Raw genomic sequence first — 15,872 nt, 5'->3', positions numbered from 1 at the left:
TTAGGGCTTCGCAGTTTGTATCAAAGATATATTTTCTTACGTCAATCTTAAAGAAACCGCCGTATACGGGTCCGTACGTACGGTGGTGTGAGAGGACGGAGGTTAGTCACCTCCTCCTACTCGATTTTGACATTTTTCCAGACATTAATAGTAAATAATATAACACTGATCATCACCAGGCTTGCTCCTACAGCAGTACCTGCTCCTAATGCTTCATTCTTTGTGACAATCATGACTGCGAGTGAGCCCATCATGATCGGCAGTCCAAGATTATGAAGCCAAAAGTGCCATTTGCCAAGTCTTGATTTCTCTGCGTTTGGAAATAAATAATAAACGATACCAGCCAAAGTCAATGCCGTCCAGCCTAGCAAGTTGATGTGGACATGAACAGGAGAAAGCGCATAAATATGAGAAATAGACATACCATAACCAAGCGCTACCCCTATCAAAAAATAAATGGTTGAAATCTTTATCAATTTTATTCCCATTCAATCCCTCCTTTTCTCCTATTTATATGAGCCTATCGAACTGTTTAGAAATATTCTTTCTGTCACAGATGATGTTTCATAGTTACAACAGGTGGGCAATAAAAGGAAGAGGCGTAGCAAGTCATCTTGCCATAGGGGCTATATTCGTCCATAATGGAGGTAACCCTTAATACGAGGAGATGGTCGTAGGTGAAGAAATTATATCTAATCCGCCATAGTGCGACAGAAGGCCAGCACCATGATTCCCCCCTGACTAAAAAAGGTATCAGGCAATCACAGGCACTTGCTCATTTTCTGAATCAGTCTGCCCCTGAGATTGACAGGGTAATATCCAGTCCTTTTTTTCGTGCTGTTGAAACCATCAAACCTTTCGCAGCCCCAAAAGGGTTGACGATAGAAATAGACGACCGTCTCCAGGAACGGATTTTAAGTAAGGAACCTTTAGATGATTTTCTCGATTACTTAGAAAAAACTTTTGAAGATTTGGATTTTAAAATGCCGGGGGGAGAGTCCTCCAACGAAGCTAAATCCCGCGTCCTTCACTTGCTGGAGGAAATAGAGCGGGACGAAAATCACCAGGGCATCGCTCTCATTACACATGGAAACTTGATGGCTTTGTTATTGCAGTCGTTTGATGTAGAAATTGGCTTCGAACAGTGGAAGGAAATTAGTAATCCGGATGTCTTCCTTGTCCAAAAACAAGGAGGAGATTATACCGTAGAACGGATTTGGAAAGACCATCTTGCTCATCCGCAAAACACAGAATGATTATTTTTCTGTCAAATTAGCAGGAATTAATTAAGAGGGTATCTAATAGATATTATAGGGAGTGACATTCATCACATCCTAGTAAATAACAAATAGAAACTTTACTAACATAAAAGGAGGAGATTCACTTGGCTTTTGTTATTACTTCGCCATGTAAAGACGAAAAAGCGGCTGAATGCGTGGATGTTTGTCCAGTCGATTGCATAGAAGAAGGAGAAGATATGTTTTATATCGATCCAAACATTTGCATCGATTGCGGCGCCTGCGAGGCTGTCTGCCCGGTAGAAGCCATCTATATGGAAGATGAAGTACCGGAAGAAGAGAAGGACTATATCGAAATCAATCGAAAGTTCTTTGATAAATAAACAAATATAAGTAATGATAGACTGCTTATAACCGCAATTGATACATTGGTAAAGGAAGCGCATAAAAGAGCGAAATCCATTTGGGTTTCGTTCTTTTCTTTTTGTTAAAAATATTCCGGTGAAATGAATACCTGTGGTTGGAACAGGGTATCAGATTAGACAGAGGCTATATTACCGAAGGAGGATGTAAGGATGAATGAAGTGAAAAATAAGACAGCAATCGTAACTGGTGCAAGCAGTGGCATCGGCCAGGCGATTGCCATGCATTTAGCGGATGCAGGAGCTAACATTGTGCTTGCTGCGAGAAGAAAAGAACGGATGGATGCAATCGCCTTGAAAATCCAGCAAAAGCATTCGGTTCATATAAAAGTTGTGGAGACAGATGTTACTAAACAGGAAGATGTAGAAAAACTGGTGGCGGAAGCTAAAGAGGCCTTCGGCAGCGTAGATATATTTGTAAACAACGCTGGTGTCATGCTGTTATCATTTCTTAAGAATGATCATGTGGATGAATGGGAGCAAATGGTGGATGTCAACATTAAGGGTGTACTATTCGGTGTCCATGCTTCCCTGCCAACCATGCTTGAGCAAGGCAGCGGACACATAATAAACGTTTCATCGGTAGCTGGACATGAAGTGTTCCCTGCAAGTTCCGTTTACAGTGCAACCAAGTTCGCTGTACGTGCGCTTTCTATGGGAATGGAAAAAGAGTTATCGAAATCGGGAGTACGCGTGACGAATATATCACCAGGGGCTGTTTCCACTGAATTGACTGATCACATTACGGACGAAGAAGTAAAAGAAAACTTCAAGAACAGAAAGACAGAGCCGTTAGAACCGGAGGATATTGCCCGGGCAGTCACTTACGCTGTATCACAGCCTGATTATGTCAATGTCAACGAAGTAGTCGTCCGGCCATCACAAGGTAACAAGTAAGCCATTCATTTTCTATTCCTTGCGTCTGGTTTCTGATAGAGTAATAAAAGGATAGCTGCTGTCATGTAAACAGCGGCTATCCTTTTATTTGAAAATTTTTATAGCCTTTTTCTTTATTTTCTGTAGTAATATCCATATGGTCGACTTTTGCATAGGGACTCGGACCATTTTGAATGTCTTCAATAAAACGATCCAGGTTCTGCTTGTCTCCTTCTGCTTCTATTTCAACTGTACCATCGGTATTATTTTTGACCCAGCCATTGATATTATGTTCAGCTGCTACTTGTTGTGCAGAAAATCTGAATCCGACCCCTTGTACTCGTCCGTGTACGATAATGTGTGCTGACGCCACTGTTTACCCCCTCCTTGCTTTTCTATTTCTCATTCTTTCTATCATAACTTTAGCAAATTTTCAAAAACCTGCCTACTGAAACAATTCTTTATAATAGTTTCTCGCCTCTTGTTCGGTTCTAAATAATACATGATTGTCATCCAACTTACAATAACTATTCTGTAACCATATCGTTTTTGTGTCGGGCAAAGAAGGAGATTGAATAATTTTCCCTGATGTGACTTCCCAATTTCCCGGGTTATGTATATCCTTCATAATGACAAAGACGTCAGTACCATCTTTAGTTTCATGGGGGTCGAGCATATAATCCATAGGTATACCTCCTGTATGACAAAAATAGTTTATTTTCCTAGTGTGTTTCGTTACCCTGTAAATATGTAATGGGTAAAAGGAGGGGAATAGGCCAATGAAAGAAATTGATATCTCTTCTCTGAAGGGTTTCCGGATAGGCCATGCGGATAATAAGACAGCAGCAACTGGGTGCTCAGTCGTTTTGTGTGAACACGGAGCTGTGGGCGGAGTGGATGTCCGTGGTGGCGCACCAGGCACCCGTGAAACGGATCTCTTACGTCCGGAAAACCTCGTGGAAAATGTCCATGCTGTGTTTTTAGCAGGGGGGAGTGCGTACGGACTTGCTGCCGGGTCAGGGGTGATGGAGTTTTTGGAAGAAAAGGATATAGGGTTCGAGACAGGGGCAGGCAAAGTCCCAATCGTTCCTGGCGCTATTCTCTTCGATCTTCATGTTGGAGATAACAGCAGCCGCCCTGATCTCCAAATGGGTTATGAAGCATGCAAGGATGCCTATCAAACGCAAGGAATAAGGGAAGGGAACGTCGGGGCCGGTACAGGTGCCTCGATTGGAAAAATATTGGGTCCTGACCATGCGATGAAAAGCGGCCTGGGGAGTTATGCCATTCAAGCTGCTGATGTACAAATAGGTGCCATGGTGGCAGTTAACAGTTTCGGTGATATTGTTTCGCCCCACGATGGAAAGCTGATGGCAGGGGTTTATGATAAAGAACGTTTAACACTACTTTCTACCGAAAATATATTATTAGAACAGATCATGGCTGGAAAGGCTGACCGATTTTCCGGCAATACTTCGATCGGTGTCATTATGACTAACGCAAAACTGTCAAAGTCACAGGCAAATAAGATCGCAGCAATTGCACATGACGGATTTGCCAGAACGATGAGGCCGTCACATACGCTTGTTGACGGAGATACTATATTTGTCCTGTCCACAGGAGAGGTTGAAGCAGATGTTAATACGATTGGAATGCTTGCTGCGAAAGTCATCGAGCATGCTGTGATACAGGGAGTCACTACAGCTGAAACAGCTTATGGAATGATGAGTCATCAGGAATACTGGCTAAGGAGGAAGACGCAACATGAATAACTATCTGTTTGTCTATGGAACATTGCGAAAAAACCAGCCGAACGCCTTTCATCTGGAAGAGGCTGAGCTGATTTCAGAGCAGGCTAGTACGACTGGCAAACTATATGAAGGTCCAAGTTATTATCCAGTATTAGTGGATGAGGAGGCAATCGTCTACGGTGAGCTATATAAAGTAACAGATCAGATGATGGAGGCCATTGACGAACTGGAGGGTTTTCAAGGAGACGGCAAAGAAAATTTATATGATCGGAAAATCAGGGAAATAAAGACAGACCAGGGGAATTTCCAGTCCTACGTTTATTATCTATCACCGGACAGACAAGAAATGGCAGTAGCTGAAATTGAATACGGAGACTGGAAAGTACATGAATTGCTGAAACAGGATGAAGTAGTTTATTTTGCCTTTGGTTCGTGCATGGATGCAGAACGGTTCAAACTGGCAGGGATTGATCATTATTTCCATCAAAAACTTGGACGTGGCGTCCTTAATGGGTACCGTCTTTTATTCTCTCTCCATCTTCATGACGGCGGCAGGGCGGATATTATCGAAGCAGATGACAATGTCGAAGGAGTGTTATACCAGGTCCCTCTTGATGCAGTCGACTATTTGTTCAAAAGGGAAGGGGTCAATGCTGGTCATTATCGCCCCACGATTGTAGATGTGCAGTTGGGTGATAAGCTTTTAAAGAATGTGCTCACCTTTTATGTTCTGGAGAAAAAGCAAGAGCTCACTCCGCCTTTTCATTACGCCGAGGAAATTCATAGAGGGGCGTCATCTTTACTATCAAACGACTATATGCAGCGCCTTGAAGGGCTATTTGGCGAGAAATTCGAAGTAGAAGGGTTCAAAGAATATATCGATAGTCAAAAAAAGAAATAAGAAACAACTCTTAAGTGTAGGGAACACTACCCATAAAGCTTAGCTCCTGCTACAATATATAACAAGAATAAGGAATAGAGAAATTATTTGCCGGATATAAAGGAGTCCCGTACATGAATGTAACTACAAAAAGCAGTCAGCTAACGAAAGAAGCACAACCGTTAAGTGGGTTATATCATGAATTGAATAAACAAGGTAATGACAGGCAAGCGGAAAAAGTGCTTGATTTGATCGATAAATTGGAGCGGCAACAGGTAATGATCGGTTTTGCCGGACATTTTTCTGCTGGTAAATCGACCATGATCAATACCCTGCTGGAAGAAGAAATTCTTCCCTCCAGCCCAATACCGACAAGTGCTAATGTCGTCAAACTGCAGTCGGGGGAAAATTACACACGTGTGTTTTACCGGGATGGTCGCCCAGCCCAATATAAAGGAAGACCTGATATGGAAACAATCCAGTCACTATGTAAGGATGGGGACGAAATCGTTTCTTTAGAAATAAGCCAGAAGGATGCCAATCTTTCTTCCCATGTCACGATGATTGATACCCCGGGCGTGGATTCAACCAATGACGCGGATAGGGTCATCACCGAATCTTCTCTTCATTTAATGGATTATATGTATTATGTAATGGATTATAATCATGTCCAATCAGAAGTGAATCTGACCTTTTTACAGGAAATGCAGAAAAAAGGTCTTCCTTTTTCCATTATAGTTAACCAGGTTGATAAGCATCAGGAAAGTGAATTATCCTTTCCTGAATTTCAAACCAGTGTCAGGGAGGCGCTTGAAAACTGGCAGTTGACCCCTGATAAGATCTTCTATACAACTTTGATGTCGCCTGATTTGGCGATTAATGAGCTGTCCATGTTAAAAAGCCATGTAACAACAGTGACGGAAATATCTGCAGAAGAACGGGAAGCAAGTATAACTAGGAGCGCATCCCTGATCTTAGAAGAAAGTGTCGACGAAGTTGCTTCAGACTTTGAGGACAAAAAAGTAGAGCTATTAGAGAAAATGGAAGATTTGCAATCAACGACGCCTGATGAAAAGAGGGAGCAGGTTCAAAGTGAAATCCAGCGCTTAGAGAATCGTGACGAAGAAGCGGAAGCGCTTTATCAGGAACGGGTATTATCTCTTTTCAAGAATGCTTATTTGATGCCGACAACATTAAGAGAAGATGCTGAACGTTACCTCGAGTCTATGCAGCCTGGCTTCAAGGTCGGATTGATGTTCACGAAGAAGAAAACAGAAGAAGAACGGGAACAAAGGAAAGAGACGTTCTATAACCACCTGATGAAAATAGTGGAAAAAAACCTTCGCTGGCCATTACGTGATCGCTTATTGGAAGTAGTGGAAGCATATCCTGTCACAGGTTCACAGGTTACCGAACGTATTCAAAACTTAGATGCCGATTATCCAAAACAGGCACTAGAAGATTTGATCGACTCAGGGGCGAAGGTGACCAATACCTACGTGCTGGTATACACGGATAAGGTGGCAGATGATGTGAAGCGGACCTATAAATCCTATGTTAAGGGAATATGGGAGGAAATCAAGCAGGCAATCCGGGATGATGCCAGCCAGAAAATCCATGCCTTTGATGATGTGAAACAATCCTTCGGACAACTGGAACAGTACCAAAAGGAATTGGAAGATATAGAACATAAGATTGAAAGCTATCGAGCTGGATTGTGGCACGCCTTTACCGAAAAGACACCTGAATCCGGACTACACCAACGAATACAGGTACTATTAAAAGAAAGAGAGGAAAACATCCGCTTTCTCGATGCCTGGGATCCTGACGAACAAAAGAATCATCAGGAGGAGGCTGTACACCAGCCGGATGAAGTCGAATTACCCGAACAAGATCACATAGATAAGAATGCGACATTACGAGTTATTGACCAGGTGATTGAAACAGTCGAAGGAACACCTGGATTTAAAGAGTTGACACTTCAGCTTGATGAAAAGGGGAGTCGCTTGAAGCAGCAAGAGTTCACAGTGGCGTTATTTGGGGCCTTCAGCGCTGGAAAGTCCTCGTTCGCTAATGCTTTGATCAAGGAAAAATTATTGCCGGTTTCACCAAATCCAACGACCGCTACAATCAATAAGATCGCTCCGCCAAATGAGAAATATGAGCATGGAAGTATTATTGTAAAGATGAAAACAGAGGCTCAAATGATAGAGGATCTGGCTTCCATCACAAGTTTCCTTGGTCTTGAAGGTCGGGAGCTGCCAGCACTATTAGATAAGCTTGAAGAAGTAAAGAGTAACGAGTTTAAGCAACTGGCGCATAAGCAGCGGTCGTTTGTGGAAGCGGTACTGGATGGGTATAAGGAAGCTTCTGATAACCTGGGAGCACAATTGAAGATTGGTTTAGATGAGTTTCCCGCATATGTTGCCGATGAGAAGAAGTCTTGTTTTGTGGAATGGATGCAGGTTCATTATGACTGTCCATTGACCCGGAAAGGAATTACACTCGTAGATACACCGGGTGCTGATTCCGTCAATGCCAGACATACAGATGTCGCTTTTGAATATATTCGCAGTGCAGATGCTGTGCTATTTATCACCTATTATAATCATCCATTCTCAAAAGCGGATGAAAGCTTTCTGACCCAGCTGGGGCGCGTTAAAGACGCATTCAGTATGGATAAAATGTTCTTTCTTATAAATGCAGCTGATCTGGCGCGTTCAGAAAAGGAACTTGCTGGTGTTCTTGAATATATGAAAGAACAATTGCTGCGTTTTCAGATCAGAAATCCACAAATCTTTCCCGTATCCAGTCTCTATGCCTTACGAGAGGATTTGGATGAAGAAGAAATAATTGCTGAAGCAAGGGATGGCTTCCCGGAATTTGAAAAGCGTTTCTATACCTTCATTGAAAAAGAGCTGCCGCAAGTACTGATACGTTCTATCCACCATGATTTTGCCCGGACAAAAAGCCGGATGGAAGCAATCATTGCCGATGCGAGCCTTGATCAGAAAGCACGGCACAAGAAAGTAGAAAGAAATAAAGCAGAAAAATCTTCGATGCTGAACACGCTGGAAGCTTTCAACTACCGTCAGTATGAAACGATGATTACTCAAAAAATTGAAAAACAAGTATATTACATTCATCAGCGACTCTTACTAAATTTCAATGATTATTTTAAACATCATTTTAATCCAGCAACAATAAAAGGGAGCGGAAAAGAAGCTAAAACCCAGCTGGAAATGGCGTCGGAAGCATTGGAGCAGGAAGTGACCTATGAATTCAATCAGGAATTTCGGGCTGTATCCCTAAGAATAGAGGCATTCCTCAATGACTCCTTGCTGCAAATGAATCAGGATTTGGAGCGTCACTTGCAGGAAATACGTGATAAATTTGAATTAGGTGATATTGATTCAAAAAACCTTGAACATCCAGCATTCGACTTCGAGATTGCCTTTGATGCGGAACAGACAAAAGCTATTTTGCAGAAATTTAAAGGGACCAAAAAGTTTTTCGAGCAGAACGAAAAAGAGCTGGTGAAGGAAGAATTGAAAGAAGCTGCCGACCCAATCATTAAAGCCCGGCTACAACAGGCTGAACAGAATATTCAAGATAAGTATATGAAGCAATGGAAAGAAATCGTTGAGAAATTTGAGACTATAAAAACAGAAGAAATAACCGAATACTACGATGGTTTGAATTATAACCTCGAACATCCAATTGACATCGAAGCCCTTAAAACTAAAAACCATGCACTGGCTCAGTTTGTATGAAAAAAGACGCCTGGAGAATCAGGCGTCTTTTCTATTTACATATTGACTTTTATCTCGCTATCATCACGCAGTTTCTTTACCAGTTCTTTAATTTGCTCTTGTTCTTTCGTTTGTTTTAATTGTTCCTCTAACTGAGGCTTGGCTTCTTCGAATGAAGGAATGTCCTGCTCTTGATCTGATTGTTCTGCCTGTTCTTCCATCTGCCCGACCATTTTATCATACTCTTCCTGAAGCTCCTGATCAGTGACTTCCGCTTGATCGGTTTGTTCTTCTACATACTTTTCGACCTGTAACTGTTCTTTTATACGAGGTTTCAGTTCTTCTTCAGAAGACATATTATTCACTTTCAGGAATTCCTGCATTTGTTCTTCTGACTCTAATTGGCCTTTGATTTCTTCGTATTGTTTTTCTACTTCCTGATCATCTACGTTAATGCCGGCCTGTTTTGCATATTGAACTAACAGCTCTGAATCTACTAAAGAGTTGACGATGCTTTCCTGCAGTTGTTCTTTATTTTCTTCCACATTCACTCCCATGCCCTCGTATTGTTGTTTCATGGCATTATACTGGTTAGTGAATTGCTCCTTAGATATTTCCTCTCCGTTGACTACTGCAACCGGGTCGGGAACATCTTGATTCTCTTCTTCAGCTGTATCTTTATTTTCTTCTGTTTGCTCTTCATTTTCTCCTTGGTTGTCATTCTGAGCATCGTTATCTTCGTCTCCACTGCAGGCAGCAAGAGCAAGGACCAATAGCAGTCCGAGAGCTATCGCCCATACCTTCCTATTCATCTAATCTCTCCTTTGTTGAACGTGATGAAAAATATAACAGGAGTTTAGCACAGCAGCATCGGGTTGTAAACAAAGGTGCTGTATGGGGAGGATGCATAATATATCCAAGATGTGAATAGGTTGATTAAGAAACAAGAGGAGAGGTGAGAGACGTGTACTATTATGGATATCCTGCTCAGGTATATTACCACCCAGCCCCTTTCAGACAACAGCCAAAGCAGGCAAGAGCCAGAATTCAGGGAGGTCCCTTGGCAGAAGGGATAACAGGAGATGTCTATTTTTATGAACTCCCGTATGGAGTTGAGGTGTTTATACAGGTGCAGGGGCTTCCTGAATACCAGCCAGGAGAAGATGGGAAAAAGCAAGTAGGCCCTCACGGCTTTCATATCCATGAAAATGGCAGCTGTCAAATCGGAGATGATAGTGATCCTTTTCAAGCGGCGGGAGGTCATTGGAATCCGGATAACCAGCCCCATGGCAATCATGCAGGTGATTTTCCTGTGCTTTTTTCTAATGATGGGTTTGCCAGAATGATGTTTTTCACCAGTCGTTTTAAAGTTGATGATGTCATCGGCAAGGCTGTCATTATCCATGAAAGTCCGGATGATTACCAGTCCCAGCCAGCAGGAGATGCCGGTAAACGGCTGGCATGCGGAGTAATTCAGAAAGTGTGAATAAAAATGGAGTGAATTGCATATAATGGAAGAAGCGGGGGTGGTAAGGAGTTCAACTTGACAAAAGTTTCTCACTATAGTAATATAGGTACATACTTTCATTCTTTAAAAGCTGAAAGTTGTAAATGAATGGAAGCTCCAAAAGTCACCTGTTACAAAGAGTGATCAACGAGTTGTTGGTACTTTTTATAATATGTGATTTTTTATGAAGTCCATATTAATTTTTAAGAAACATTGGAGGACCAAAAGAATGAAAAATGGTACAGTAAAATGGTTTAACGCAGAAAAAGGTTTCGGTTTCATCGAAGTACAAGGTGAAGACGACGTATTCGTACATTTCAGTGCAATCCAGGGTGAAGGCTTCAAGACGCTTGAAGAAGGCCAGGCAGTTGAGTTTGAAGTTACTGAAGGCAACCGTGGACCTCAAGCTGCAAATGTAGTTAAACTATAATAGCAGTACAAACATATGAAGAGAAAGGGACTGGCTTTATGGAAAGTCAGTCTCTTTTACATAGGTTCCCATTTTTCAAAGGAGGTAGGTTAACAATGGCATTCGGAAAGAAAAATCAAGAAGAAGTGATTAAAGAAGAAACAAAGATTTGGGTTTGCAACTCAGAGGATTGCAACTGCTGGATGAGAGATAACTTCAAAATAGAAGAAACTCCTACCTGTCCGATTTGCAAAAGTGAAATGAGCAAGTCTTCGAAAGTGCTGCAAGTGGTAGATAATAATAGTATTTATTATAAATAAGCTGCAAAAAGCCACGCTGTGCACCAGCGTGGCTTTTTCATACTCCTTTCCTTAGGAGTTTTGCTTACAGTTATATCTTCTTAAGCATAAGAATGATATAATTCTTCTGATATAAATTTTGAAATATGGAGGATTCCTGAATGATTAATGTACAAAATGTCAGTCTTCGGTTCGGTGACCAGAAATTATTCGAAGACGTAAATATAAAATTCACACCTGGCAACTGCTATGGACTGATTGGGGCAAACGGAGCCGGAAAGTCGACCTTTTTAAAAATATTAAGCGGAGAAATCGAAGCGCAGACAGGGGACGTGTCAATGAAACCTGGTCAGCGGATGGCTGTATTGAAACAGAACCATTTCGAATATGATGACTATGAAGTGCTGCAGGTAGTCATTATGGGACACACGCGTCTTTATGAAGTGATGGAGGAGAAAAACGCCATCTATATGAAAGCTGATTTTACAGAGGAGGATGGCATCAAGGCGGCTGAACTTGAAGGTGAGTTCGCAGAAATGAATGGTTGGGAAGCAGAATCCGATGCAGCCCGTTTATTGAAAGGTTTGGGCATTGGAGAAGAACTTCATGGTAAATTGCTGAAGGATCTCAGTGGTTCTGAAAAAGTGAAAGTGCTGCTCGCGCAGGCATTATTCGGAAACCCAGATGTTCTCCTGTTGGATGAGCCGACAAACCATCTGGATATCAAAGCAATCCAGTGGCTTGAGGATTTCTTGATCAATTTTGAAAATACGGTTATTGTCGTTTCCCATGACCGACACTTCCTCAATAATGTCTGTACTCATATTGCTGATTTGGACTTTAGTAAAATTCAGATATATGTAGGAAATTATGATTTCTGGTATGAATCCAGTCAACTGGCTCAAAAGATGGCTGCAGAACAGAATAAAAAGAAAGAAGAGAAAATCAACGAATTGAAGGAATTCATTGCAAGGTTCAGTGCGAATGCCTCCAAATCAAAACAGGCGACATCCAGAAAGAAGCTGTTGGAAAAAATCACCTTGGACGATATTCAACCTTCTTCCAGAAGATATCCTTACATCGCTTTCAACGCTGAGAGGGAAATCGGTAATGATCTTTTGGTGGTAGATGGACTCTCTAAAACGATCGATGGTGAAAAAGTGTTGAATAACGTTAGTTTCACACTTAATAGAAATGATAAAGTAGCATTTGTCGGCAGTAACGAAATTGCGAAAACGACGCTGTTCCAAATATTAGCCGGGGAAATGGAACCTGACGAGGGCTCTTATAAATGGGGAATAACAACAAGCCAAAGCTACTTTCCAAAGGACAACTCGAAATATTTTGAAGGCTGTGACCTATCCCTTGTAGAATGGCTTCGTCAATATTCACCAGAAGATGAAACAGAAACTTTCCTCCGTGGTTTCCTTGGACGTATGTTGTTTTCAGGAGAAGAAGCTCTGAAAAAGGCAAGTGTCCTGTCCGGGGGCGAAAAAGTAAGGTGTATGCTGTCTAAAATGATGTTGAGTGGTGCCAATGTTCTGATTCTTGATGAACCGACGAACCACCTGGACTTGGAGTCCATTACAGCCTTGAATAATGGTCTCATCAAATTCAAAGGTTCGATATTGTTCTCTTCCCACGACCATCAATTTATCCAAACGATTGCAAACCGCATTATTGAATTGACACCAAACGGCATCGTGGATGAGGAAATGAGTTACGACGAGTATATTCAAGATGCAAAAGTAGAACAAAAATTAAAAGCTTTACAATAAATTGAATATTAAATTTCAAAATAGTGTTATTGCGATAATGCAATAACACTATTTTTTTGCGTAATTCGAATTTGTAATCGCTTTATTCGCCGTTGTAATCTTATTGATATATTAATGTTATTACTGAAATATAAATGTTACTGTTTTGTTCTTAACATTTATCCCTCATATGTTAAATTAGGGTTTGTAAGCAAAATTAATCCAAATTTTTTAAGGAGGTTTTCCTGTGAAGAAAACAGTAGTATCATTAGCAGCCGTAACCACAATCTCTGGTGGGCTAGCAGTACAAGCACAGGCACACGACGGAGAATATGTGGTGAATAAAGGCGACACGCTTTGGGGAATCTCCCAAGAGTATAATCTGACGGTCGAAACATTGAAAGATTTAAATAACCTAAAATCTAATATCATTTATCCTGACGATAAATTGAGTGTATCTAATGAACAAGGTACTCCGGCCGTATCAAGTGCCGATTATTATACTGTTAAATCCGGTGACACACTTTGGGGAATTTCTCAAGAGCATGGCGTATCTGTAGACGAGCTTAAGAATTGGAACCAAATCTCTACTACGACAATCTACCCTGGAGATCAACTTAGCTTAAAAGGTGCTGTTGAGGAGAAAAACACGAACGATACAGCAACCGAAGAAACAAGCAGCAACGACGCAGCGCCTGAACAGACAAGCAGCAATGAATCAGCTGAAGAAGACAGCAGTGCAGAACAAACTTCTCAATCTGCTGAAGGTCAAACTATAAATGTAAGTGCAACAGCTTATACAGCAAACTGCACTGGCTGCTCTGGTGTCACTTATACTGGAATCGACTTGAATGCCAACCCTGATAAAAAAGTCATCGCAGTCGATCCGAACGTCATTCCTCTAGGTTCTGAAGTTTATGTAGAAGGATATGGACGTGCAGTAGCTGGAGATATAGGTGGAGCAATTAAAGGTAATAAGATTGATATCTTCATGCCGGAACGTTCTGATGCACTTGAGTTTGGGGTGCAAAACGTAGAAGTTACGATCCTAGATTAATAGATTGAAAGGCTGCCTCTTTAGAGGCGGTCTTTTTTTATGGTTTATTTTATATTTTTAAAAAAAGGAATTATTAGACAAGTCAGTCAACTTTATTGATAGATAGAAACCTGACATAGTATAATTATGTAGAGTGTAAGCGGATACAGATAGTGCTTACACGACAACAGAGGAGGGGTAATATGAGTGGTATATGGTTAGCGCTTGTCGGCGGTATCATTTTTTTCCTTGGATATAAATACTATTCCAAGTTCATCGCCGAGAAAATCTACCGGTTGGATCCAAACTTTACGACACCTGCCCATCAATATAAAGATGGCGTAGATTTTGTTCCAACCAACAAATTTGTTTTATGGGGACACCATTTTACGTCGGTAGCTGGGGCAGCACCTATTCTGGGGCCCGCTATCGCTGTATATTGGGGATGGCTTCCTGCGTTATTATGGGTCCTGCTTGGCACCGTTTTCGCAGCAGGTGTCCATGACTTCGGTACACTTGTATTATCAGTAAGACACAAAGGTCAGTCTGTTGGAACATTAGCAAACAAATTGATCGGTCAACGTGCAAAGATTTTGTTCTTATTTATCATCTTATTATTAGTTTTGATGGTAAACGCGGTTTTTGCCTGGGTGATTGCAAACTTGTTCATTTCTTTCCCGGCAAGTGTTTTGTCCGTCTTCATTCAGATTCCACTGGCAATCTGGATCGGTTACAGTGTATATAAAAGAAATGGGAGTATGCTGCTTCCTTCACTTGTAGCACTGGCAACCATGTATCTGGCTGCTATCGTAGCCAGTTATGTACCGGCTTTACAAATTGATCTTATCAAATATTTTGGCGGAGAAGATGCTACTGGCCTATTTGGAATGACATCTACATCGATGGCGTTCTTGGTGTGGATCGTCGTTCTCATGGTATATGTCTATATAGCTTCTATTTTGCCTGTTTGGAAGCTTCTCCAGCCTAGAGATTATATTAACTCGCACCAGTTAATTGTAGGGTTGGGAATCCTTTATCTTGGTTTACTGTTTACTAACCCGGAAGTAACGGCTCCAGTAACAAATGGGCAAGCGAATGATGTTTCCTGGTTTCCGTTATTATTCATCACGATTGCCTGTGGGGCTATCTCCGGCTTCCACGGATTGGTTTCATCAGGCACATCATCCAAGCAGCTGAATAAAGAAACAGATGCCAGGTTTGTAGGATATCTGGGGGCTATTGGTGAAGGTGCACTTGCGTTAATCTCCATCATTGCAGTTATCACCTTCTTCCCGACCGCTGGTGATTTCACCGCTACTTACAGCGGATTTGCGGCGTCTAGTGCAGCGGGTCTCGGGGTATTTATCGAGGGTGCTGCCCAGCTCGCAACAGGTCTTGGAATCCCTGCAACAGTTGCTGCAACAATCGTTTCAGTTATTGTGGTAAGTTTTGCTGCAACCACACTTGATTCATCAGTCCGTTTAATGCGCTATATCATTGCAGAACTTGGTACAGAGTACAATGTCAAGCCAATTACGAAAACACATGTCGCAACTACGATTGCGGTAGTATCAAGTGCAGCTCTTACATTAATTCCACAGGGTCCTAAGGGCTTCGGTTCTGGAGGGTACCTGTTATGGCCATTATTCGGGACTTCCAATCAGTTATTAGCCGGAATTAGTTTACTGCTGATTTCAATTTGGTTAAAGCGGTCCGGAAGAAATTTCTGGCCGGCAATTATACCAATGGCCTTCCTGATGTTTATGACATTATGGGCAATGATTGAACAAGTGTTTACTCAATGGGCACCTTGGACCGAAGGCAGCGATTGGCTTCTATTCAGCTTTGGTGCCATCATACTGGTTTTTACTTTCTGGATCGTTCTTACTGCATTTTCAGCTATTGTAAAAGAAAAAAATAATAATATAGAAAAAAGTTCCTAATA

Annotated in this window: 16 protein-coding genes; 12 read left to right on the top strand and 4 right to left on the bottom strand. The window is 41.6% G+C overall.

Annotation, left to right across the window (positions count from 1 at the left end):
- Window positions 1–116: 116 nt before the first annotated feature.
- The gene (locus tag ACGTNI_RS18110) at window positions 117–488 is read right to left on the bottom strand and encodes a cbb3-type cytochrome c oxidase subunit I (protein WP_394464021.1); all 372 of its coding nucleotides are present in this window, start codon (window positions 486–488) and stop codon (window positions 117–119) included.
- Window positions 489–677: 189 nt separating this feature from the next.
- On the opposite strand from ACGTNI_RS18110, the gene ACGTNI_RS18105 reads away from it, so the two are divergent.
- The 3 genes from ACGTNI_RS18105 (at window position 678) to ACGTNI_RS18095 (ending at window position 2,557) form a co-directional block, all read left to right on the top strand.
- Complete coding sequence (locus ACGTNI_RS18105; protein WP_085508619.1) at window positions 678–1,256, top strand: histidine phosphatase family protein; 579 nt, start codon at window positions 678–680, stop codon at window positions 1,254–1,256.
- A gap of 128 nt (window positions 1,257–1,384) precedes the next feature.
- Entirely contained in the window at window positions 1,385–1,621 is a 237-nt protein-coding gene (locus ACGTNI_RS18100; RefSeq protein WP_085508618.1) for a ferredoxin family protein, read from the top strand.
- A gap of 192 nt (window positions 1,622–1,813) precedes the next feature.
- Complete coding sequence (locus tag ACGTNI_RS18095) at window positions 1,814–2,557, top strand: SDR family oxidoreductase (protein WP_085508617.1); 744 nt, start codon at window positions 1,814–1,816, stop codon at window positions 2,555–2,557.
- A gap of 76 nt (window positions 2,558–2,633) precedes the next feature.
- On the opposite strand, the gene ACGTNI_RS18090 is transcribed toward ACGTNI_RS18095, so the two are convergent.
- Both ACGTNI_RS18090 and ACGTNI_RS18085 read right to left on the bottom strand, forming a co-directional pair.
- Window positions 2,634–2,909, bottom strand: a complete 276-nt coding sequence (locus ACGTNI_RS18090; protein WP_085508616.1) for an acylphosphatase — start codon at window positions 2,907–2,909, stop codon at window positions 2,634–2,636.
- A gap of 72 nt (window positions 2,910–2,981) precedes the next feature.
- Window positions 2,982–3,221, bottom strand: coding sequence for a transcriptional regulator SplA domain-containing protein (locus ACGTNI_RS18085; protein WP_085508615.1), 240 nt, complete (start codon window positions 3,219–3,221; stop codon window positions 2,982–2,984).
- A gap of 94 nt (window positions 3,222–3,315) precedes the next feature.
- Here ACGTNI_RS18085 and ACGTNI_RS18080 point away from each other — a divergent pair, with 94 nt between their 5' ends.
- From ACGTNI_RS18080 to ACGTNI_RS18070, 3 genes are all read left to right on the top strand, one after another.
- Entirely contained in the window at window positions 3,316–4,308 is a 993-nt protein-coding gene (locus ACGTNI_RS18080; RefSeq protein WP_394464020.1) for a P1 family peptidase, read from the top strand.
- The gene (locus ACGTNI_RS18075) at window positions 4,301–5,188 is read left to right on the top strand and encodes a gamma-glutamylcyclotransferase family protein (protein WP_394464019.1); all 888 of its coding nucleotides are present in this window, start codon (window positions 4,301–4,303) and stop codon (window positions 5,186–5,188) included. The genes ACGTNI_RS18080 and ACGTNI_RS18075 overlap by 8 nt, the downstream gene beginning before the upstream one ends.
- Window positions 5,189–5,301: 113 nt before the next feature.
- Window positions 5,302–8,940, top strand: a complete 3,639-nt coding sequence (locus ACGTNI_RS18070; protein WP_394464018.1) for a dynamin family protein — start codon at window positions 5,302–5,304, stop codon at window positions 8,938–8,940.
- A gap of 35 nt (window positions 8,941–8,975) precedes the next feature.
- Here ACGTNI_RS18070 and ACGTNI_RS18065 read toward each other — a convergent pair whose 3' ends face one another.
- Window positions 8,976–9,731, bottom strand: coding sequence for a SurA N-terminal domain-containing protein (locus ACGTNI_RS18065; protein ID WP_394464017.1), 756 nt, complete (start codon window positions 9,729–9,731; stop codon window positions 8,976–8,978).
- Between the two features lie 152 nt (window positions 9,732–9,883).
- On the opposite strand from ACGTNI_RS18065, the gene ACGTNI_RS18060 reads away from it, so the two are divergent.
- The 6 genes from ACGTNI_RS18060 to ACGTNI_RS18035 all read left to right on the top strand — a co-directional run bounded on the left by ACGTNI_RS18060 (window position 9,884) and on the right by ACGTNI_RS18035 (window position 15,870).
- Window positions 9,884–10,405: a superoxide dismutase family protein gene (locus tag ACGTNI_RS18060; RefSeq protein ID WP_394464016.1), complete on the top strand. Its 522-nt coding sequence runs from the start codon at window positions 9,884–9,886 to the stop codon at window positions 10,403–10,405.
- A 250-nt stretch (window positions 10,406–10,655) separates the two neighbouring features.
- Window positions 10,656–10,856: a cold-shock protein gene (locus tag ACGTNI_RS18055; RefSeq protein ID WP_394464015.1), complete on the top strand. Its 201-nt coding sequence runs from the start codon at window positions 10,656–10,658 to the stop codon at window positions 10,854–10,856.
- 95 nt (window positions 10,857–10,951) lie between these two features.
- On the top strand, window positions 10,952–11,155 hold the full coding sequence (locus tag ACGTNI_RS18050) for a cold-shock protein (protein WP_062446128.1): 204 nt from the start codon (window positions 10,952–10,954) through the stop codon (window positions 11,153–11,155).
- 140 nt (window positions 11,156–11,295) lie between these two features.
- Window positions 11,296–12,912: an ABC-F family ATP-binding cassette domain-containing protein gene (locus tag ACGTNI_RS18045; protein ID WP_394464014.1), complete on the top strand. Its 1,617-nt coding sequence runs from the start codon at window positions 11,296–11,298 to the stop codon at window positions 12,910–12,912.
- Between the two features lie 316 nt (window positions 12,913–13,228).
- A complete protein-coding gene (locus ACGTNI_RS18040; protein WP_394464013.1) occupies window positions 13,229–13,948 on the top strand; it encodes a LysM peptidoglycan-binding and 3D domain-containing protein in 720 nt (239 codons plus the stop codon).
- 182 nt (window positions 13,949–14,130) lie between these two features.
- Window positions 14,131–15,870: a carbon starvation CstA family protein gene (locus ACGTNI_RS18035; protein WP_394464012.1), complete on the top strand. Its 1,740-nt coding sequence runs from the start codon at window positions 14,131–14,133 to the stop codon at window positions 15,868–15,870.
- Window positions 15,871–15,872: the final 2 nt, after the last annotated feature.

Origin of the sequence: Thalassobacillus sp. B23F22_16 (assembly GCF_043496955.1) — a bacterium.
GTDB lineage: Bacteria > Bacillota > Bacilli > Bacillales > Halobacillaceae > Thalassobacillus > Thalassobacillus devorans_A.
Note: the sequence above shows the minus strand (reverse complement) of the source record. Positions and strands in the feature narration are given on the sequence as shown.

What these genes read in the sequence shown, in the direction of transcription:
- ACGTNI_RS18065 (WP_394464017.1), bottom strand. Translation starts at nt 9,731, where the DNA reads ATGAATAGGAAGGTATGGGCGATAGCTCTCGGACTGCTATTGGTCCTT.
- ACGTNI_RS18085 (WP_085508615.1), bottom strand. Translation starts at nt 3,221, where the DNA reads ATGGATTATATGCTCGACCCCCATGAAACTAAAGATGGTACTGACGTC.
- ACGTNI_RS18045 (WP_394464014.1), top strand. Translation starts at nt 11,296, where the DNA reads ATGATTAATGTACAAAATGTCAGTCTTCGGTTCGGTGACCAGAAATTA.
- ACGTNI_RS18080 (WP_394464020.1), top strand. Translation starts at nt 3,316, where the DNA reads ATGAAAGAAATTGATATCTCTTCTCTGAAGGGTTTCCGGATAGGCCAT.
- ACGTNI_RS18055 (WP_394464015.1), top strand. Translation starts at nt 10,656, where the DNA reads ATGAAAAATGGTACAGTAAAATGGTTTAACGCAGAAAAAGGTTTCGGT.
- ACGTNI_RS18075 (WP_394464019.1), top strand. Translation starts at nt 4,301, where the DNA reads ATGAATAACTATCTGTTTGTCTATGGAACATTGCGAAAAAACCAGCCG.
- ACGTNI_RS18110 (WP_394464021.1), bottom strand. Translation starts at nt 488, where the DNA reads ATGGGAATAAAATTGATAAAGATTTCAACCATTTATTTTTTGATAGGG.
- ACGTNI_RS18070 (WP_394464018.1), top strand. Translation starts at nt 5,302, where the DNA reads ATGAATGTAACTACAAAAAGCAGTCAGCTAACGAAAGAAGCACAACCG.
- ACGTNI_RS18050 (WP_062446128.1), top strand. Translation starts at nt 10,952, where the DNA reads ATGGCATTCGGAAAGAAAAATCAAGAAGAAGTGATTAAAGAAGAAACA.
- ACGTNI_RS18035 (WP_394464012.1), top strand. Translation starts at nt 14,131, where the DNA reads ATGAGTGGTATATGGTTAGCGCTTGTCGGCGGTATCATTTTTTTCCTT.
- ACGTNI_RS18095 (WP_085508617.1), top strand. Translation starts at nt 1,814, where the DNA reads ATGAATGAAGTGAAAAATAAGACAGCAATCGTAACTGGTGCAAGCAGT.